Origin of the sequence: Mycobacterium sp. 852002-51057_SCH5723018, assembly GCF_001667035.1 — a bacterium.
Lineage (GTDB): Bacteria > Actinomycetota > Actinomycetes > Mycobacteriales > Mycobacteriaceae > Mycobacterium.
Window position 1 is genome coordinate 109,136 of sequence record NZ_LZIR01000123.1, and the last position, 17,326, is coordinate 126,461.

The following is a 17,326-nucleotide window of genomic DNA, read 5'->3' on the forward strand; positions in this document are numbered from 1 at the left end:
ACGCTACGGTTCGGGCGTGTTCGGCTTCCTTCGCAACCTGTCCGAGATCGGCAAACTGCCTATTGAATTGCGCGAACAACTCGAGGCCGAGGGGGTCATCTTCACCGGCGGCAAGGCCGGGGTTTACCGGCATTTCAGCGGCCATGTGCCGGGCGTCTATTCGGCATCGGGCGTCTCCCGCTACACGGGTGGGTTCGGGTTGAGTACCGCGCGGGTCGTGGCAACCTTGCCCGTGCGAGCGGATCCCAAGCTGCGGTCCATCGATTGCTCCTGGGACAGTGACAAGGGGCCGGGGCAGGTGACCATCACCGGCAAGGGTCTGCAGATCGAAATCGACTTGCACGGAGTCGATCCCGCGTTCTCGGGCTCGATGAGGCTGAACTATAAGAAGAAAATCGCCGACGACGTGTTGCAGAAGCTGCCGACGACGTCACTGCGTTTTCCGGTGGAGCCGGTTTTCGTGTACCGCGCGGCCGGGGTGCGTCCTAAGTCGTAGTGGGTCGCAGCATCCGGCCGGTTACTCGCGCCGAGAGCGACCCGGGCATCAGCCGTCCGAATGTCGACGTCGCCCGATTGCGCCAGCCGGGGACGACGACGGCCTGGTGGCGGTCGAGGGCGCGCAGTCCGGCTTTCACGATGGGTTCGGGCTCGGCGAGGTTGCTGTAGATCGCGGTGTGCGAGACGTCCTCGCCGAGCGCGTCGACGAATCCGGTGCGGGTGGGTCCCGGGCACAGCGCCGTCACGGTGACCCCGGTGCCGCGGGTTTCGGCCCACAAGGCTTGGCTGAGCGACAGCACGAACGCCTTCGAGGCGCCGTAGGTGGCCTGATAGGGGCCGGGCTGAAAGGCGATGGTGGAGGCCACATTCAGGATGCCGCCGCGGCCGCGGGCCAGCATGCCCGGAAGCACCGCGTGCGTCAGCCGCACCAGCGCGTCGACGTTGACCGCGACCAGCTGGTGCTCGCGGTCCGCGTCGATTTCGGCGAACGGGCCGTAGGTGCCGAACCCGGCGTTGTTGACCAGCACGTCGACGTCGCGGCCGTCGAGCCGGGCTATGAGGGCGTCGACGCCGTCGTAGGTACCCAGGTCGCCGACAACGAGTTCGGCGTTGTTTCCGAGGCGCTGCGCCACCGCGTGGAGGCGGGTTTCGTTGCGCCCGGCCAGGATCAAGGAATGGCCTCGCTGCGCGAGCTGATCGGCGAAGATTGCGCCGAACCCGGAGCTGGCGCCGGTGATGACGGCGATTGACATCTTGAATTCCTTAATTTGCAATGGATTTCACGACTGGCCGGATGGCCAGGGCGTGGCTGATGAGGCCGATCGCGGCACCGAGTATGGGCCAGATCGGCCAGAAGTACGCGGCGCCGGTCGTCATGGCGACCGCGGCCCAGACCGTGAGCACGACGGCGGCCATCGCGAGGTAGGCGGCGAGGTGAATGCGCACCCCGCGGCGAGCGGCGGCGATGCGGGCGGCGCGCCGCCGCGGGTCTGTGCGCCGGATGCGCTCGAGCGGCAGATCGGCGACGAGGTCCTTAAGCTCCTCGAGGGTCTGCGTGTGGAACGCCTTTTGGACGCGCTGGTCGTACTCGTCGAGCTCGAGGTAGCCCTGAGCCAGCGCCTGACCCAGGCGGTGGGCGGTCTTCTGCCGGTCGCGATCGCCGGCTCGGGCGATGGTCGTAGCGGTCATGATTTCTGCTCCTTCCGGCGATGTGAATAGCATTAACATAGACCATAATGTTAATCTCGTCAACATGGCACGGAAGACCGCTACGGCGCCGCGGGACAGCTACCACCACGGCGACCTGAAACGCGCGCTGACCAGCGCCGCACTCTCGCTGGTCGCCGAGAAGGGGCCAAAAGGGTTCACACTGACCGAGGCCGCGCGCCGCGCCGGCGTCAGCGCCGCGGCTCCGTACCGGCACTTCGCCGACAAGGCCGAGCTGCTGGCCGCCGTCGCCGAACAGGGCTTCCGTGACCTGCATGCCGAGCTCGTCGCGGCCGGTGTCGACACCTCGGAACCGAGGGCCCGGGTGATCGAACTCGGCCGTACCTATGTGCGGTGGGCCGTCGCCCATCCGGACCACTACCGGGTCATGTTCGGCGCCGAGCTCGACAAGTCTCGCCACCCGGCGCTGGGGTTCGCAGCGTTACAGGCGTTCGGCGATCTCGTCGACGCGATCGTGGCGTCTCAGGAAGCGGGCATCGTCGACGGAGGCGACCCGCGTTCGGTCGCAGCACCGCTCTGGTCGCTGGCCCATGGCGTCGCGTCGCTCGCCATCGGCGGCGAGCTGCGGGCCGTCGGCATCTCGCAAGACCCGGAGGCCATGATCGAGGGCGTGGTGGCCCAGGTGCTTTAGGCCACGTTGGCCTTCAGTTGTGCCGTGTACACCTCGGCCAGGAATTGCTCGACGGCGACCGCGGTGTGTGCCGCACGGGCCGAGCCGAAGATGTCGAAAGCATGGTGGGTGAGCGGCAGTTCGGCGTACACGACGGGCTGGTTGCTGACTTCGCGCAGCTTGGCCACGAAGGTGCGTGCCTGCTCGACATAGGCCAGTGAGTCGTTGCGGCCATGCAAGACGAAAAACGGGGGAGCGTCGGGGTTTACGTGGTTGATCGGCGACGCGGCGGCGTAGGTCTGCAGGTGCGTCGAGGGGCGTTGTTTGATGATCGACTTGATCAGCAGCCCGGGCATCATCGGGTGCATGGTTTCGTCGAGTCGGGTGAAGTCATAGATGCCGTAGAACGGGATGGCCACTTGCACCCGGGTGTCGGCGTTTTCGAATCCCGGCTGGAACTGCGGGTCGTTGGGCGTCAGCGCCGCCAGCGCCGAGAGGTGGCCGCCGGCCGAACCACCGGTAATGGCGATGAAGTCGGGGTCCCCGCCGTAGTCGGCGATGTGTTCTTTCACCCAGGCGAGGGCGCGCTTGATGTCGACGATGTGGTCGGGCCAGGTGTTGCGCGGGCTGTGCCGGTAGTTGACGGCCACGCAGATCCAGCCGAGCTCGGCGAGGTGGCTCATCAGCGGATGTGCTTGTCCGCGTTTGTTTCCCGTCGTCCAGGCGCCCCCAGGGATCTGGAAGAGCACGGGCGCCTTGCCGTTCGGGTCGAGGTCGGGGCGCCGCCAGATGTCCAGGTGGTTGGCCCTGCCATAGGGGCCGTAGCTGATGTCGGAGTCGTGGGCGTAGTCGTTGTAGATCCGCAGCATCCGCAGCACGCCGGGCGTCTTGGCGGTGCCCTCGCCGGTCGGCAGGCGCCACAGGCCTTCGGAATCGGTGCGTCTCGCGGGGCCCAGGCCCTCGTCCAGCGCTTTGGTGAGCGGCCCGCTGGCCTGGTGGCCGGCTTTGCTGAGGTTCAGCAGGCCCACCGCCGAGACGCCCGCGGTCATCCAGGCGAGGATGCGCACCGGCCGGCTCAGGCGGCGCGAGGTCAGTGCCAGGCCGCCGAGCTGGCTGACCAGCGTCTGCAGCGGCAGCTCGGTGACGACCATGCCGAACATCCACGAGAACAGCGACGCGTACCTTTTGCGGGCCAGCGGCCGGTAGGCGTTGAGGGTGGACAGCGCCGTTACCGCCGTGACCACCAGCGACGCGATTTGCCGGGCGTGATGAATGAGTCGAGCCTTCCGCATTTCGTCACCTTACGAGGTGGTCGGTGCCCCGTAGACTGCGGGTTTGTGGGTGACGTCCCGCTCGATGCGCAAGAGCGCGCTGAGCTGTGCGGTCTTTTCGACGAGCTCGGCCCGTCCGTTCCCACGCTGCTCGACGGCTGGACCGCTCACGATCTCGCCGCCCACCTCGTGTTGCGCGAACACGATATCGCCGCCGGTCCGTGCCTGGTGCTGCCCGGCCCATTCGAGCGGTTTGCCGAGCGGCGTCGCGCCGGATTGGCCGGGCGCTCGGACTTCGTGGGCCTGGTCGCGCGGATCCGGTCCGGCCCGCCAGTGGGGTTCTTCCGGATCGGGTGGGTGCGCGAGATGGCGAATCTCAACGAGTTCTTCATCCATCACGAGGACGTGCGCAGGGCCAATGGGCTCGGGGTTCGCAGCTTTGGGCCTGCCATGGATGCCGGGCTGTGGCGAAACGTGCGCCGCGGTGGGCGCTTTCTGAGCCGGCGGCTTCGCGCGTGCGGGCTCGAGGTTAAGTGGGCGGGCACGGACGAGCGCGTGACGCTTCGATCCGGCTCGCCGGTGGCGCGGCTCAGCGGGCTGCCGGGTGAGCTGCTGTTGTATCTCTTTGGGCGCCAGGCCGCCGCTCAGGTCGAGGTGAGCGGACCACCGGAGGCCGTTGCGGCGGTGCGCCGCACGCATTTTGGGATGTGAGTCGGTGGCTGAGTTGCATGGATTCGGGTCAGATAAGGGCCGGTACTCGCGCTTGCACTTTGGCGCTACTGGCGCCATAATGGCGCCATGCCTAGCGTCCAGATCAAAGACGTTCCGGAGGACACCCACCGAGTTCTGCGCGAGCGGGCCGCCCGCGCGCATCAGTCCTTACAGGAATACCTTCGAAGCCATCTGATCGATCAGGCAAATCAGCCCACTCTGGATGAGGTTTTGGACCGCGTCGCCGGTCACCGTGGTGGCCGGATTTCCTTTAAGGCTGCCGTTGAGCACGTTCGGGCAGAACGTGATCGTCGTTGACGCGAGCGTTCTGGCTGTAGCGCTGGGCGATGACGGGGTAGATGGCCAAGAGGCCAGGCAGCGTTTAGCGGACGAAACGTTGGTCGCGCCCGAGCTCGTCGACCTCGAGGTGGTCTCGGTGTTGCGCCGGCATGTTGCCGCAACACTGATGTCCGCTCGAAGAGCCGCAAGTGCGGTCGCGGACCTAGCGGACCTGCCGCTGCGTCGGTGGTCACATCAGCCATTGCTCCACCGCATATGGGAACTGCGGCACGTTGTTACGCCCTATGACGCCGCGTACATTGCGCTGGCCGAGGCCCTGGGCGTCGTGCTACTCACAGCTGACGCACGTCTTTCGCGTGCTTCGGGCGTGCATTGCCGGATCGAAGCCGTCGGCTGAGCTAACGGCGGTCGATAGTGCCCGACGCACGTTATCTGCACCCTTGATTCGGGAATCCTGGTTCAGGCCGGCCGTCGAACGCAGCGAAAGGATGTCCAGTTGTTTAGGTCGTATCGCCGCTCGCGGCTCGGTACCCGGTTCGGGCCCTACGAACTGCGATCGCTGATCGGCGCGGGCGGAATGGGCGAGGTGTACGGGGCCTACGACACGCGTAAGGGTCGGATGGTCGCGCTCAAGCTGTTGCGGCCCGAGCTGGCGGTAGACCCGGGTTTCCAGCAGCGCTTTCGGCGAGAATCCCAGCTCGCGGCGCGATTGCAGGAACCGCACGTCATCCCGGTGCACGACTTCGGCGAAATCGATGACGTGCTCTTTATTGATATGCGCCTGGTCGACGGGGGCAGCCTGAAAGATCTGCTTCGCGAGCGGGGCGCGCTCGACCCCGGGCACGCGGCGGCGATCACGGCGCAGGTGGCCGCCGCGTTGGACGCGGCCCACGCCGGCGGGCTGGTGCATCGCGACGTGAAGCCGGAGAACGTGCTGCTCACCACCGACAACTTCGCGTATCTGGTCGACTTCGGCCTCGCTCAGGCTCACGGCGATCCCAGCCTGACGGCGGGCGGCCCGTTGATCGGGTCGTGCGCCTACATGGCGCCCGAACGATTCAACGGCGGCCCGGTGGGCCCGCAGACCGACGTCTACTCGCTGGCGTGCGTGCTCTACGAGTGCCTCACCGGTCAACCGCCGTTCGAATGTGCGGACCTCCCGCAGCTGATCAGCGCGCACCTGTTCACGCCGGCGCCCCGGCCGAGCATCATGCGGCGGGGGATCGACAAGCCGTTCGACGACGTCATCGCGCGAGGTATGGCCAAGGAGCCCGCCGCCCGCTTCGCCTCCGCGGGCGAACTGGCCAGAGCGGCGTGCGCACTGGCGCCATCGGTCCCGGAGCCGGCCCCCCCACCGCCCCGACCCGCGGTCCCTCCCAGTCCGCCGTCAGGCACGCGCCCCTTCTCGACGGTCTACCCGAACCCGGACGACACTGGCTTCAGCCCTTATCCGCCGCCCGAACCAAAGCCCCAGCGCCCGGCCAGCCCGGTTTTCGGCCGCGCTCCCGTCCTCGTGGCCGGGGCGGCGGTGGTCCTGCTGGTTGTCGCGGCGGTCATCGCGGCGACATTGGTTCTCTTCGGCGGTACGCGCAACAGTGCATCGCCCCAAACGGCGTCGGCGAGGCCCCCGGCATCGTCGACAACCAAGACGCCGTCGCTGTCAGCGCCCGTCCAGGGCGCCGACGGCCTGGGCTTCGTCGGCGAGACGGCGCGCTGCGACCCGGGAAACCCTCCTGCCGCGGTGGTACGGACCGCCCAGTCACTCGCGGTGGTGTGCCAAAGCGCGCCGAGCAGCTTCTACTACCGGGGCGAGCGCATCCGGGATGGCGCCCACATCGAACTGACCGACGCGGTGCGCTCCTCGGGCGGATTCGACGTCACCAATCCGGCCAATGGGGTGCGCTATGAGGTGCGCCCGGAACGGCTTCGGATCATCAGTAACGGGCATGTCGACTCGTCGGAACCGGTGCTGGAATACGCTCAGGCTGTTTAAGGGCCTCCGAAGAGGATGTCGGGGTTCAGGATGCCGGCCGGGTCGAAGCTCTGCTTGATGCGGTGCATGAGCGCCACTTTCGCCGGGTCTTCCAGCTTGAGGAAGTAGGGGGTCTTGGCGCGGCCGAGGCCATGTTCGCCGGAGATCGCGCCACCTAATTCCATTGCGAGAGCGAGGATGTCGGTCATCAGCTGCTGCTTTTTCGCCGGGTCCTTGCAGATGATGGCCAGGTGCACGTTGCCGTCGCCGGCGTGTCCGCAGCCGGCCGCCGCGCCGCCCGCTTCGGCCGCCAGACTGCGGGCGCCGGCGAGGAACTTGGGCATCGCCGAGCGCGGCACCACGGTATCGACGATGTCATCGGCGCCGATCGCCTTGGCCGTCCAGAACGCCTTCTCGCGCGCCTCGATCAGCGTGCGCGCCGAAACCCCTTCCAGCACATAGGCGTCGACGGCGCCTAGCTCGGCGAGCAGCTCGCCGACCGCCTCGATGTCCTCGCCCAGCCGCTCCGACGTCCGGTTCTCAAGGGCCACAACGAGATACGCCGCGCAGGTATCGCGGATGGTATCGGGGATGCCGAGCTCGAGTTGCTGGGTGTGGATGAGCGCGGCCATCGTCATGTTGTCGATGTATTCGAGGATGTAGGGCGCGAGCCCGCTGGCCAGGACTCGCGGCACCGCGGCCATCACCTGGTCGAAGTCGGCGAACGGGGCGAGCACGGCGGCGCTGTGGTCGAGGCGCGGGTGCAGCTTGACGATCACCTCGGTGGCCAGGGCCAGGGTGCCTTCGGAGCCGACGATCAGCTGGGTCAGGTCATAGCCGGTGGAAATTTTGGCGATCTTGCCGCCGCTGCGGATGATCTCGCCGGTCGGCAGCACCGCCTGTAGTCCCAGCACGTTGTGGCGGGCGACGCCGTACTTGACCGCGCGCATGCCGCCGGCGTTGGTGCCGACGTTGCCGCCGACGCTGGAGGACAGCTCGCCGGGGTGAACCATGTAGCGCAGCCCGGTGTCGGCGGTGGCGGCGTCCAGGTCGGTCAGTGTCACCCCGGGTTGGACGACGGCGACCTGGTTGGTGGTGTCGACCTCCAGGACGGCGTTCATCCGTTCGAAGGAGATGACGAGCCCGTCCTGGCGAGGGATGGCCGCGCCCGACAGGCCTGACCCGGAGCCGCGGGCCGTCACCGGCACCTTGTGTTGCGAGGCGGCCTGCAGCAGTTGCGAAACTTCGTCCGCGGTAGCCGGTTTGGCAACGTACGCGGGCTTCTGCGGCGCCGTCGTCAATACCTCGTCGTGGGCGTAGTCGTCGGGGATGGCGTCACCCGTCAGGAGGTGGTGGCTTCCGACGATTTCGGCGAACCGCGCCGTGATGTCGCTCACAGCGGTCACCTTATATATGTTTCAGCTGTGAGAGGGTGGGTTATCCCTGGGGGGTCTGCGGCCGGCAGCGCCCCTCGAAATAGAAGGCTAGCTTTCCGACAGGCGGGATCGACACGGAGCTCCACGGAACTCAGTATCTCCGCGCCCGGGGCACTAGCGAAGTGCCAATGGTGCCGGGCGGGGTCATAGGCGGTCGCTACGAGCTGCGCGGTGTCCTGGGCCGCGGCGCGATGGCTGAGGTGCGTGACGGCTGGGACACGAAGCTCAGCCGCCCGGTGGCGATCAAGCTGCTCTACCCCGGGGCCGATGCCCGGCCCGATAGCCGCCTGCGGTTCGAGGCGGAGGCGCGCGCGGCCGCGCAGCTCACCGGCCGGCACGTCGTGGTGGTCTACGACGTCGGCGAGCACGACGGGTTGCCGTTCATCGTCATGGAGCGGCTGCCGGGGGTGTCACTGGCCGACCACATCGAGCGGGGACCGCTGCCGCCGCCGTTCGTGCACGGCGTCCTCGACGGCGTCCTGGAGGCTCTCGCAGAGGCGCACAACGTCGGCATCCTGCACCGCGACGTCAAGCCGGGCAACATCTTGTTCACCGCCGCGGGCGAACCCAAGCTCGCCGATTTCGGCATCGCCAAGACATCCGGCGCCGCCTACACCAGGGCCGGCGAAATCGTCGGCAGCATGGCCTATTTGAGTCCCGAGCGGCTGGCCTCCAAGCCCGCCACGGTGGCCGACGACCTGTATGCCGTCGGCGTGGTGGGGTATGAGGCGCTGGCGGGGCGGCGGCCGTTCCCGCAGGAGGAACTGGGTGCGCTGGTCCACGCGATCCTGCACGAGTCGGCGACGCCGCTTGGCGCGCTGCGCCCGGATGTGCCGCCGGCCCTTGCCGCCGCGATCGAACGCGCGATGGCCCGCGACCCGGCGTGGCGGTTCGACCAGGCCAACGCGATGCGCGCCGCGCTGGTCGGCCATGCGCCCGAGCCGGTTCCTGTCCGCCCGCCCACCCGGGTGATGGAAGCGCCGCTGCCCGCCGTGATGACCTACACGCCCACGGGCACTTTTATGGACCCGAGTGCGCCCCGGCGGAAGTGGTGGATCGCCGGAATCGCCGCCGCCTTCGTGCTGGCGTTGATTCTGTTCATGATTGCCCCGCCGTTCTCGTCGGGGCCGCCGACGCCGGTCACCACCACGACGCCGTTGCCGCCACCACCTCCTCCGACGACCACGCTGACCACACCCAGCAGCACCGAGCAGCCGCCGCCACCGCCGCCGCCGCCGAGGCACGGCGGCCCGGGCAAGAAACACAGAGGCGGCGACTGACGTTTGCCGTCAAAAGGCTTGTGCCGCAATGAGGTAGCTCATGGCGCTGCGCAGGGTGGCGTCGACGATGTGTCCGTGGCGGTGCGCGATGCGGGCGTCGACCAGCATCCACAGCGCTTCGTAGAGCGGAAGCCGCCATTCGTTTTCGCCTTCAGGGCGGTAGCTTTTCAGCAGCAGGTCGAGCGACGTCTCGGGGGAGCGGTGGGCGAACCGGGCGATGTCGAACCACGGGTCGGCGAATAGCGCGTCGCCCCAATCGATCACGCCGGTCAGCCGCCCGTCATCGACAAAGATGTGCGCGGCTTTCAGGTCGCCGTGGCAGAGCACCCCGGCCTCGATGGCGCCCAGCGTGGCGGCGTGAACGCCGATCGCGGATTCCGCCGCGTCGGCCACCGTGGCGGCGAGGGGGTAGCTGTCGGCCAATTCGCGGGTGTCTTCGCAGATCGTCCGGAGAAAGCTCACCCACGACGGGTGCTTGAGCGATCCTTCTGCCAGCCAGCCGAATCCTGGCCTTGTCATGCCGTGTAAGCGGCGCAGGTTGGTGCCTACTTCACTAAACGCGGGATCGTCGGGGGCGATCGGCTGGCCCTTCGCCCGGCTCATGATCACCGCGCTCATCCCTGTGCGGAGGCGGCGGAACCGAAGGATTGCCGGGGCGGCACACCCCGCGGTCGCGGCCCGCGCACACGCCCAGGCCTCGGCTCGCAAGGCCCCATGGTTCGTCGACGCCTTCACGATGAGGCCGCGTCCGTCCGCGTCGACTTCGTAAACGGCGTTGCCCGGGAACGCACCGAGCTGCACCACGCGACTGAGTGCACAGCCCAGTTCGCTCGTCACGAAATCGATGACGTCTTGCATCTAGCCTCATTACAACCACGCTTACCTAAGCATGGAAATTAAAGCATAGAGGGTTGACAGCCCCGATCGTCTCGCCGCATGCTGTTTATGCATGTAATTTCAAGCATTAGGAGTCAGATGGCGGGTCCGAGGCGGACGAAACCCAGGCTAGAAGCATCTATGCCTGATATTGCACGCATAGGGCGGGCATTCGCAGACCGGCGGATCGCATTGCGGCTTACCCAGCAGACCCTCGCGGACCTCGCCGGGGTCTCTCGGTCCAGCGTCCAGGCGCTCGAGCGGGGGAGCGGCTCGGTCAAGTTTGGCTACGTAGTTGAGATCGCTGACGTCTTGGGTCTGCACATCGATGTGGGTACGGCGGACGAATGACAAGACCGCGCCGCCCCGACCTACGGAACGTCACCGAAGCCGATGTGTACGTCGGCGAAGGCCTGACCGCTCAGCTGGTTCGCGAACGCGGAGACACGGTCAGCTTCAACTACATCGCCGACCAGCCCCCGCCCGATGCCCGCACCCGCGACCGATCGGTGTCGTGGTCGCTACTGAGATCCGGCGAATATCCGGTTGTCACCACGGGTGGCGCCGTTCCGCCGTTCTTCGCTGGGCTGCTTCCGGAAGGGGTTCGGCTCGGAGTAGTGACCTCGTCGACGAAAACCTCGGCCGACGATCACCTCACGTTGCTGCTTGCGATCGGCGCCGACACCGTCGGCAATGTCCGGGTGGTCCCGGCCGGTGTCGACCCGGCATCGCCGCTGCCGATGTTTGAGCCCGAGCGAGACACCGATTTTCGTGCGGTCTTCGCGAAGTTGACCGGCTCCGTCGATGCCGACCCCGTGGGTCTGGCCGGAGTGCAGCCCAAGGTGAGTGCCGCGATGCTTTCGGCGCCGGCCCAAACACGATCTGGCCCAGCGATACTGAAGCTCACTCCGGTTCAGTACCCGCTGATCGTCGAGAATGAGCATTTCTTCATGACGATGGCCGCCGCGTGCGGATTGCGGGTCGCAACGACATCGCTACTGCACGACGCGCAGGGGCGCGCCGCATTGCTGGTGATCCGATTCGACCGGGCCGGGTCGATGCGCATTGCGCAAGAGGATGCATGCCAAGTCGCCGGCATCTACCCGGCTTCCAAGTACCGCATCAAAACCGAGACGGCCATTACAGCACTCGCCGACGCGTGTGCCCGAGGCGGCGGATCGAAGCCGGCGGCCGTCCTCGAGTTGCTCAAAACCGTTGTATTTTCCTGGCTGATCGGCAATGGCGACCTGCACGGCAAAAACCTGTCGATCTACAACCCCGATGGTATTTGGCAACCCACTCCCGCCTACGACCTGCTGTGCACCCAGCCTTACACCCGTTGGCGGGATCCCATGGCACTCAACCTCTATGGCCGCGCCAACCGGTTCACTCGCGCCGACTTCGTCGGGGCCGGCGAACGGCTGGGTCTACGGCCGCGCGCCACCACGAGGATGATCAACGCGATCGTCGATGCTGCCCGGGACTGGCCGGACAAGTGCGGGGAAATCGGCTTCGATGAGCGCCAAACCAAGCTGCTTGCGCGCATGCTGCGCGGCAGAATCGATAGCTTGAGATGACTGGCCACGATCGAGCACCAAGGGATCGTGGAACTTGGCCCGCCCGTGACACTCACCGCAGTGTGCCCCGTGGGCGAGTTCGGTCTAACCTCAACGCCATTGTGATGACAGCGTTCCGTGCTGCCGGGCCGGCGACCGTTCTGGCCGTCAAGCCTTGCACGGGGGTTTCGGGGGCCAGCCAGGCCCGTAGTAGCAGTCCATAGGTCCCTGTACCACCTCGCCGATTGGCAAACTCGGGTCGTCTATCCGGGGATTGTGCCAGTCGTGGCACGCGGTCATATCCCAATCCCCAACGACATGTCCGGGTAGGGGTTGCCCTGGACACCAACAGCTGGGTTGTGTGCAACCGGGAGGGTAGGCCTGGGCGGTACCTGCGGCCAGACCCAGACCGGCTACCGCGACGCCGCCCGACAGCAGCGTCCCGGCAATGATCCGCGTCAGGGGGTGAGAGGTGTTCATGGCCGGTTCCTTTCGCTTCTCCCATCCAAGAGCACGCCGGTAATGTGCCACAGACCGCTTGCGAAATTCTTGCGTTCGCTTGATTACCGATCCGCTGCGGGCGGTTGTCCGGTTCCGTCGACACCCTCGGGATAGTCGCCGTCTCAAGGGGTCAAAGGTTGCGGGGGCTCGTAATCCCACGGGTCGCCGGGTGAGCGTCGTCGGCGGCGGACCACGGCGATCAGCACGCCAACGGCCAAGGCGCAACCCACCCCGAGGTAAATGGGCGGCACCAACCAGGCGTCCGCGACCGCCTCACGGCCCCGAATGTGGACGTCGATGTCATGACCGATGTCGCTGAACTTCGCACCCGAAATATGCATCGAAATTTCGTATGTGCGGGGCGTGTTTGCAATCGCGCCGAAACAGCTGTCGCGATCAGGTTTCCACGGGAACGGTATCGGTTGTCGTACGCTACGAGTGGACGGATTGTGATGGCACTCAAGGACTGTCATTCGAGCGGCAGAGCCGGAGTGCTGGGCCCACAAGTTATACGCCCCGTAGCCGATAAGCGCGAGCGATAGCAATGACAAGAGAATGAGAGCGCCCAGGCCGAGGCGGCCTCGACGTCGGCTGCTCTGTGCCATCCTGATCCTCCTGAACGGTCGTCGCTGACCTCGGCTGTGTTGGCGGTGGATTCTTGGAGGCTAGCTTCCAGCTAACTCTGACTAGGTTAAACGCGAGGTCTGGGCGGAACCGGTGGAAATCCGCACAAGGGGCACCGCGCTTTTGTTAGGTTTTGACACCTACGCGCCGAGCTAAGGCTGCCCATGACCGGTTTGTTGTGTCCGTCCGTCGCCGCCGGGATCGCCATTGCCATGTTCGGCTTCTGGGCGGCCTCGGCGTTCGTGAAGTTGACGTGACGCTCAGAGACTACGAACAGCGGTATGTGCCAGAGCTGCAGTCGGCGCTCGGCGAGCCCATCCTGCGCGCCGTCCCGTTAAACGGCGCGGGCGTGGCGGCCCGAACGTCTTCTTTCGCCCGCAGCGCGATGTTTTGGCGGCCGTACCTGCTGATCGACGGACGGCCTTACACCCGACTGCCATTCGCGGTGTTCCTAACCCTGACACCGACCCGCGTCGTGATTACTGAGACCAAACTGACCATGCGCGGCTCCGCGCCCCTGCTCGACGCTCCCATCCTCACCCTGCTGCGAGACGACGCGGAGGTAACTGCAACCCAAGGCCGCGACCGGGGGAGATCCGTGTGGAGGTATCGCCTGCGGTCCCGCGCTTCGACGGCAGAACTGGAACTGGAGCTGCGGCCCTTCGGAGGCATCGCGGCCGAGTTGGCCGACCAGCTGCGCGACTTCTGCGCCGAGGCAGCACCTTCGCCGCCGCGGGCGGGGCAGCTTCCGCCCGGCTCCGGCCGCGGCCAGTTTTATTGGGACGGTCACGGTTGGAGTCCCCGGCCGCGGCATCGGATCCGGTTCGCGCCGTGGATGGCCGTCGCCGGCGTCTTGGTGGTGATCGCGGTGGCCTACTCCATCATCATGAAGGCCGTCCTTGGACATGGCAGCCACACCACGTGGACACCGCCCCCGACGACACCCACCACTACGACATCCGTCCAGCACATGAGCACGCTGTTCTGCAAGCACACCGACCCCGCAGGTGCTCCGTACTACGTGCAGTTGCTCAACCCGACGGAACCCGGCACGTGCTCCGGACCCGACCAGCTCTACACGCAAGAGGAATTTCAAGCGATCCCTGGACTTACGTGGCAATGCGTGCTTGACAGTGATGTCGCGATTTCACAGATGCATGGCACAGCGTCGATCTATAGCGACGACTCGCCGGGCAGTATCAAGGCCGCGAAGCTGGTCTGCGCAAGTAACGGGCACTGACAACGCAAAACGCTGGCGCGTCAGAACGCGGATGTTGCTGGGGTACACCGCGTTCCTTCGGTCATCCACTGGGTCATCGATGGCAAATCAGAAACTGGACCCACTGCTCGATGCGACGGTTCGGCGATTACCACGGGCGTGAAGTCGCCCGGCTCTCTCCCGGGGTGAAGGTGACCGGCAGCGTGCCTAGCCCGGTCATGCTGGGGTTGCCGAGGTATTGGTGGACGCCGCTTTGGTCTACCTCGTAGTCGGGGACGCGGTCGAGGACCGCCTTGACCATCACCTCGGACATCAGGCGTGCCAGGTGCGATCCGATGCAGCGATGCGGCCCGAGCCCAAAGGCCAAGTGGCGGTTGGGTGTTCGGTCGAGGATGATCTCGTCGGGTCGGTCGAACTCGTGCTCGTCGTGGTTGGCGGACAGCCAGCTGATGACGACGCGGTCGTTTTTTCTCAAGTGTTGGCCGTTGAGCTCGACGTCGCGGGTCACCGTGCGGCTCAGGGTTTGGTTGACCGAGAAGTACCGCAGGAATTCGTCGGTGGCGGTGCGGTAGAGATCCGGGTGGTCGATGAGTTGTTGGCGCAGCTGCGGGTGGGTGCCCAGGTGCAGCAGGGTCAGCGCGGTCTGCGAGGTGGTGGTGTCGACGCCGCCGGCGATGAGGTTCCACAGGATGTTGAGCAGCTGTTCGTCGGTGAGGCGCTGGCCGTCGAATTCGAATTGGATGAGGAAGCTGGTCAGGTCGTCTTCCGGCTTGGCCTTTCTGGTAGCCGCGAAGTCGAGGACGCCCTGCATCATGGCGGGGACTTCGGCGATGGCGCTCGCGTATTCCGGGCTATCCACGGGGAGGGCCATGACGGAGTGGAAGAGGTTGGCGTACAGGTGCCAGTTGTCGTAGGGCAGGCCCATCAGCTTCATGGTGAGGATGGCCGGGACCGGGCTGGCGTAGTCGAGGACGAGGTCCGTCTGTCCTTTTGCGGCCTGCTGGTCGAGGAACCAGTGGGCCGATTGCTCCATGAACGGCTTGAGTTTCTGGACGGCGCCGGGGGAGAAGAACGGTGCGAGGGCATGCCGGAGCGTCTGGTGGTAGGGGCCGTCGACCTCGCCGATGCCGAGGGCCGGTTGGCCTTCGGGGCGGGGGACGCCCATCTCGCCCTGGTAGTCGACGCCGTTGGCGGCGTTGGGCTCGTACTTGTGGGAGAAGGTGTCGCCGTCGCGGGCGGTCCGGCTGACCGCGTCGTAGCTGCTGAGGAACCAGAAGCCGTCGTAGTTCTCGTTCCAGGCGACGGGGCACTTGCGTCGCAGGTCGGCGTTGATGGTGAGTTCGTTGAGGTTGAAATCGTCGGAGTGATGGTCGAAATCAACCACGACATCGGCGCTGACGTCGGGACGGGTTGTCATCTGAAAGGTCCTCCACCGCGACGAGAGCTCGGCTTTCTACACTATCTTTGCATTATTACCCTCGTGGGTTCCGTCGAGAAAGGCCGCGATGTGTAGCCACCGGACGACCTTCAACCATGTCGGATTGTGTGTCTCCGATCGCGAGCGCTCGCGGCGGTTCTACGAATCGGTGCTTGGGTTTCAGTTCTGGTGGGAGCTTGATCCGCCCGACGGCCCCACCGCACAGCTTGTGCAGCTTCCCGAGCCTCTCGGCGTGCATGCGACCTACTTGGTCCGCGACGGCTTTGTGCTCGAACTCATGGACTACTCGAAGCGTCAAGTTCACACGGGGTCGGAACGCGTCATGGATCAGATTGGCCTGACGCACATCTCGTTGTCGGTGTCTGATCTGGCCGGTGTGTTGGAGAATGTCGAGAAGTTCGGGGGAGCGGTGGTCGACGCGACCGTGACCGGGGCGATGGCGATGATCCGCGATCCGGATGGGCAGCTGCTGGAATTGCTCTCCGATGGGTGGTTGGCGGCGTTGCCGCCTCGGCCTTAGCTCGGTTGCTGGCATTCGCTCGTTCGGAAAGCACCGACCGGCACAAAAAGTCGGAGCCCCCAGGATTGAACTCGCCTGACGTGCCTGGGAGGGAGGATAAAGCCTCTCCTCGCAGCGAGAATTAGCGACTGGTGATCACTGGAAGTAACTTGTGATCGTGAGTCAATTGTGGACAATTTGTGGGCACAACGGGATAACTCTGCTTCCCGACCAGCAGTGCGCTGGGTTGGCAGGGACAACCAAAAGCGGATTCGACAGAATCGTCAGCTGAATCAAGCAGCGTTCTTGACCCGGCGAGCGACTATAGACAGTGGTGCAGGGCGTTCAGAGATGTGACATTTGCAGATAACTCGCAGACACCCATACTATGCACCCGCGCAATGAATCGAATCAGCCCCACCAAGATCCGGTTAAGTCTCTTTGTTCGTCACATGAATCAACACTCAGGGCTTCAGGGCGCCCGACTGGTGGTCGCGCTCCCCACCGGGCCGGTTTGCGCACAAGGTCCTCTACAACTCGAACCATTCAAGAGGGGGTCGCAATTGGCCGCCGCTGTGGCCGGCGGCGATGTGATGCTGTATCTCCTCTGCCAGGTCGGAGAGTTGCTCGCTCACGCTGGCCTCTGTCTCATCCCAAACGACAAGGCCTTCCGCATCAATCTCACCACTGGCGATAACCCGGCCGCGCGCTCTGTCTTCGATATGGAACTGTCTCGTCACGAGCTGCAATAATGCCATACGCCGACGGACCTGCCCCCTTTTCGGATCGCCGACCGGTATGCCGGTGGACGGCCTAGGCCGAAAGACCGGCAGTGATACGAGCTTCGCTGCGTGGGGCCAGCTGCACCGGATTACGGTGCCACCCATAATCTCCCAAGCACCAGATCGCTCTTGAAGCCATCGATCCCTGAGGTCTGCAGCCCGGCCTCGCCCGGCGACGATCCGCGCCCGCATGTCGGTCTGCAGACCTATCGTGAGCCGCGTTCGTCGAGGGCTGGATCTCATCAGGGGTAGGGTCATACAGATTTTGACCGATGAAGCGCGTCTTGTCGGCGAGCCGACGGCTTCGAACCTCTTCTTGTACTGTCAGCGGATCCTCATCGACCGGATCGCTCGGCGTTGGCACGAGATGTGCGGGGTACCACCCAGTGCCGACGCAGGACAGCTTGCTGCACGGCCTCCTTGATGAGGTCCGGCAGTGCATGGGTGAGCTGGTCGGCGACGTCACTCATCGCTGCTCCCCGGGATCGTCGCTGCCTTGAAATGTATGGCGGTCTAACCACTCCAA

19 protein-coding genes are annotated in these 17,326 nt (G+C 65.7%); 10 read left to right on the forward strand and 9 right to left on the reverse strand.

Annotated elements, in window-relative coordinates:
• The first annotated feature begins 16 nt into the window (after positions 1 to 16).
• On the forward strand, positions 17 to 496 hold the full coding sequence (locus A5764_RS24990) for a hypothetical protein (RefSeq protein ID WP_067118788.1): 480 nt from the start codon (positions 17 to 19) through the stop codon (positions 494 to 496).
• Here A5764_RS24990 and A5764_RS24995 read toward each other — a convergent pair.
• Both A5764_RS24995 and A5764_RS25000 read right to left on the reverse strand, forming a co-directional pair.
• Positions 486 to 1,250, reverse strand: a complete 765-nt coding sequence (locus A5764_RS24995; RefSeq protein WP_067118791.1) for an SDR family oxidoreductase — start codon at positions 1,248 to 1,250, stop codon at positions 486 to 488. The two genes, A5764_RS24990 and A5764_RS24995, sit on opposite strands and share 11 nt — an antisense overlap.
• Positions 1,251 to 1,260: 10 nt before the next feature.
• Positions 1,261 to 1,686 (reverse strand): DUF1707 domain-containing protein, encoded by a 426-nt coding sequence (locus A5764_RS25000; RefSeq protein WP_067118794.1) that lies wholly within the window; start codon positions 1,684 to 1,686, stop codon positions 1,261 to 1,263.
• Between the two features lie 64 nt (positions 1,687 to 1,750).
• On the opposite strand from A5764_RS25000, the gene A5764_RS25005 reads away from it, so the two are divergent.
• A complete protein-coding gene (locus tag A5764_RS25005) occupies positions 1,751 to 2,356 on the forward strand; it encodes a TetR/AcrR family transcriptional regulator (protein WP_067118796.1) in 606 nt (201 codons plus the stop codon).
• Here A5764_RS25005 and A5764_RS25010 read toward each other — a convergent pair.
• Complete coding sequence (locus A5764_RS25010) at positions 2,353 to 3,627, reverse strand: alpha/beta hydrolase (protein WP_067118799.1); 1,275 nt, start codon at positions 3,625 to 3,627, stop codon at positions 2,353 to 2,355. The genes A5764_RS25005 and A5764_RS25010 overlap by 4 nt on opposite strands.
• 45 nt (positions 3,628 to 3,672) lie before the next feature.
• On the opposite strand from A5764_RS25010, the gene A5764_RS25015 reads away from it, so the two are divergent.
• The 3 genes from A5764_RS25015 to A5764_RS25025 all read left to right on the forward strand — a co-directional run bounded on the left by A5764_RS25015 (position 3,673) and on the right by A5764_RS25025 (position 6,610).
• Positions 3,673 to 4,317, forward strand: a complete 645-nt coding sequence (locus tag A5764_RS25015; protein ID WP_067118802.1) for a TIGR03085 family metal-binding protein — start codon at positions 3,673 to 3,675, stop codon at positions 4,315 to 4,317.
• Between the two features lie 283 nt (positions 4,318 to 4,600).
• Positions 4,601 to 5,014, forward strand: coding sequence for a type II toxin-antitoxin system VapC family toxin (locus A5764_RS25020; RefSeq protein WP_231989816.1), 414 nt, complete (start codon positions 4,601 to 4,603; stop codon positions 5,012 to 5,014).
• A 99-nt stretch (positions 5,015 to 5,113) separates the two neighbouring features.
• Positions 5,114 to 6,610: a serine/threonine-protein kinase gene (locus A5764_RS25025; RefSeq protein ID WP_067118805.1), complete on the forward strand. Its 1,497-nt coding sequence runs from the start codon at positions 5,114 to 5,116 to the stop codon at positions 6,608 to 6,610.
• On the opposite strand, the gene A5764_RS25030 is transcribed toward A5764_RS25025, so the two are convergent.
• Positions 6,607 to 7,986: an FAD-binding oxidoreductase gene (locus A5764_RS25030; protein ID WP_067118808.1), complete on the reverse strand. Its 1,380-nt coding sequence runs from the start codon at positions 7,984 to 7,986 to the stop codon at positions 6,607 to 6,609. The genes A5764_RS25025 and A5764_RS25030 overlap by 4 nt on opposite strands.
• 167 nt (positions 7,987 to 8,153) lie before the next feature.
• Here A5764_RS25030 and A5764_RS25035 point away from each other — a divergent pair, with 167 nt between their 5' ends.
• Positions 8,154 to 9,305 carry a serine/threonine-protein kinase gene (locus A5764_RS25035; protein WP_067118811.1) on the forward strand — a complete coding sequence of 384 codons (1,152 nt, stop codon included), beginning with the start codon at positions 8,154 to 8,156 and terminating at the stop codon, positions 9,303 to 9,305.
• A 9-nt stretch (positions 9,306 to 9,314) separates the two neighbouring features.
• Here the strand turns inward: A5764_RS25035 and A5764_RS25040 are convergent, their stop codons facing one another.
• Positions 9,315 to 10,163 carry a phosphotransferase family protein gene (locus A5764_RS25040; protein WP_067118814.1) on the reverse strand — a complete coding sequence of 283 codons (849 nt, stop codon included), beginning with the start codon at positions 10,161 to 10,163 and terminating at the stop codon, positions 9,315 to 9,317.
• 159 nt (positions 10,164 to 10,322) lie between these two features.
• Between A5764_RS25040 and A5764_RS25045 the strand changes: the two genes are divergently transcribed.
• Together A5764_RS25045 and A5764_RS25050 are read left to right on the forward strand one after the other, a co-directional pair.
• Positions 10,323 to 10,532 carry a helix-turn-helix domain-containing protein gene (locus A5764_RS25045; RefSeq protein WP_082951909.1) on the forward strand — a complete coding sequence of 70 codons (210 nt, stop codon included), beginning with the start codon at positions 10,323 to 10,325 and terminating at the stop codon, positions 10,530 to 10,532.
• Positions 10,529 to 11,758, forward strand: a complete 1,230-nt coding sequence (locus tag A5764_RS25050) for a type II toxin-antitoxin system HipA family toxin (protein WP_067118817.1) — start codon at positions 10,529 to 10,531, stop codon at positions 11,756 to 11,758. Before A5764_RS25045 ends, A5764_RS25050 begins: the two co-directional genes overlap by 4 nt.
• Positions 11,759 to 12,360: 602 nt before the next feature.
• Here A5764_RS25050 and A5764_RS25055 read toward each other — a convergent pair.
• Positions 12,361 to 12,579, reverse strand: a complete 219-nt coding sequence (locus A5764_RS25055) for a hypothetical protein (RefSeq protein WP_067118821.1) — start codon at positions 12,577 to 12,579, stop codon at positions 12,361 to 12,363.
• 536 nt (positions 12,580 to 13,115) lie between these two features.
• Between A5764_RS25055 and A5764_RS25060 the strand changes: the two genes are divergently transcribed.
• Positions 13,116 to 14,102 (forward strand): hypothetical protein, encoded by a 987-nt coding sequence (locus A5764_RS25060; RefSeq protein WP_067118824.1) that lies wholly within the window; start codon positions 13,116 to 13,118, stop codon positions 14,100 to 14,102.
• A gap of 127 nt (positions 14,103 to 14,229) precedes the next feature.
• Here A5764_RS25060 and A5764_RS25065 read toward each other — a convergent pair whose 3' ends face one another.
• Positions 14,230 to 15,498, reverse strand: a complete 1,269-nt coding sequence (locus A5764_RS25065; protein WP_067118826.1) for a cytochrome P450 — start codon at positions 15,496 to 15,498, stop codon at positions 14,230 to 14,232.
• 88 nt (positions 15,499 to 15,586) lie between these two features.
• Here A5764_RS25065 and A5764_RS25070 point away from each other — a divergent pair, with 88 nt between their 5' ends.
• On the forward strand, positions 15,587 to 16,039 hold the full coding sequence (locus tag A5764_RS25070; protein ID WP_067118829.1) for a VOC family protein: 453 nt from the start codon (positions 15,587 to 15,589) through the stop codon (positions 16,037 to 16,039).
• Between the two features lie 509 nt (positions 16,040 to 16,548).
• Here A5764_RS25070 and A5764_RS25075 read toward each other — a convergent pair.
• Both A5764_RS25075 and A5764_RS29770 read right to left on the reverse strand, forming a co-directional pair.
• Positions 16,549 to 16,776, reverse strand: a complete 228-nt coding sequence (locus A5764_RS25075) for a hypothetical protein (RefSeq protein WP_067118832.1) — start codon at positions 16,774 to 16,776, stop codon at positions 16,549 to 16,551.
• A gap of 359 nt (positions 16,777 to 17,135) precedes the next feature.
• A complete protein-coding gene (locus tag A5764_RS29770) occupies positions 17,136 to 17,270 on the reverse strand; it encodes a hypothetical protein (protein WP_255361142.1) in 135 nt (44 codons plus the stop codon).
• Positions 17,271 to 17,326: the final 56 nt, after the last annotated feature.

Bases quoted from the DNA above. Each gene is read 5' to 3' on its own strand.
- A5764_RS25070 (WP_067118829.1), top strand. From the start codon at position 15,587: ATGTGTAGCCACCGGACGACCTTCAACCATGTCGGATTGTGTGTCTCC.
- A5764_RS25005 (WP_067118796.1), top strand. From the start codon at position 1,751: ATGGCACGGAAGACCGCTACGGCGCCGCGGGACAGCTACCACCACGGC.
- A5764_RS25035 (WP_067118811.1), top strand. From the start codon at position 8,154: ATGGTGCCGGGCGGGGTCATAGGCGGTCGCTACGAGCTGCGCGGTGTC.
- A5764_RS25050 (WP_067118817.1), top strand. From the start codon at position 10,529: ATGACAAGACCGCGCCGCCCCGACCTACGGAACGTCACCGAAGCCGAT.
- A5764_RS25075 (WP_067118832.1), bottom strand. From the start codon at position 16,776: ATGGCATTATTGCAGCTCGTGACGAGACAGTTCCATATCGAAGACAGA.
- A5764_RS25040 (WP_067118814.1), bottom strand. From the start codon at position 10,163: ATGCAAGACGTCATCGATTTCGTGACGAGCGAACTGGGCTGTGCACTC.
- A5764_RS25010 (WP_067118799.1), bottom strand. From the start codon at position 3,627: ATGCGGAAGGCTCGACTCATTCATCACGCCCGGCAAATCGCGTCGCTG.
- A5764_RS25045 (WP_082951909.1), top strand. From the start codon at position 10,323: ATGCCTGATATTGCACGCATAGGGCGGGCATTCGCAGACCGGCGGATC.
- A5764_RS25000 (WP_067118794.1), bottom strand. From the start codon at position 1,686: ATGACCGCTACGACCATCGCCCGAGCCGGCGATCGCGACCGGCAGAAG.
- A5764_RS25065 (WP_067118826.1), bottom strand. From the start codon at position 15,498: ATGACAACCCGTCCCGACGTCAGCGCCGATGTCGTGGTTGATTTCGAC.
- A5764_RS24995 (WP_067118791.1), bottom strand. From the start codon at position 1,250: ATGTCAATCGCCGTCATCACCGGCGCCAGCTCCGGGTTCGGCGCAATC.
- A5764_RS25055 (WP_067118821.1), bottom strand. From the start codon at position 12,579: ATGCATATTTCGGGTGCGAAGTTCAGCGACATCGGTCATGACATCGAC.
- A5764_RS29770 (WP_255361142.1), bottom strand. From the start codon at position 17,270: ATGAGTGACGTCGCCGACCAGCTCACCCATGCACTGCCGGACCTCATC.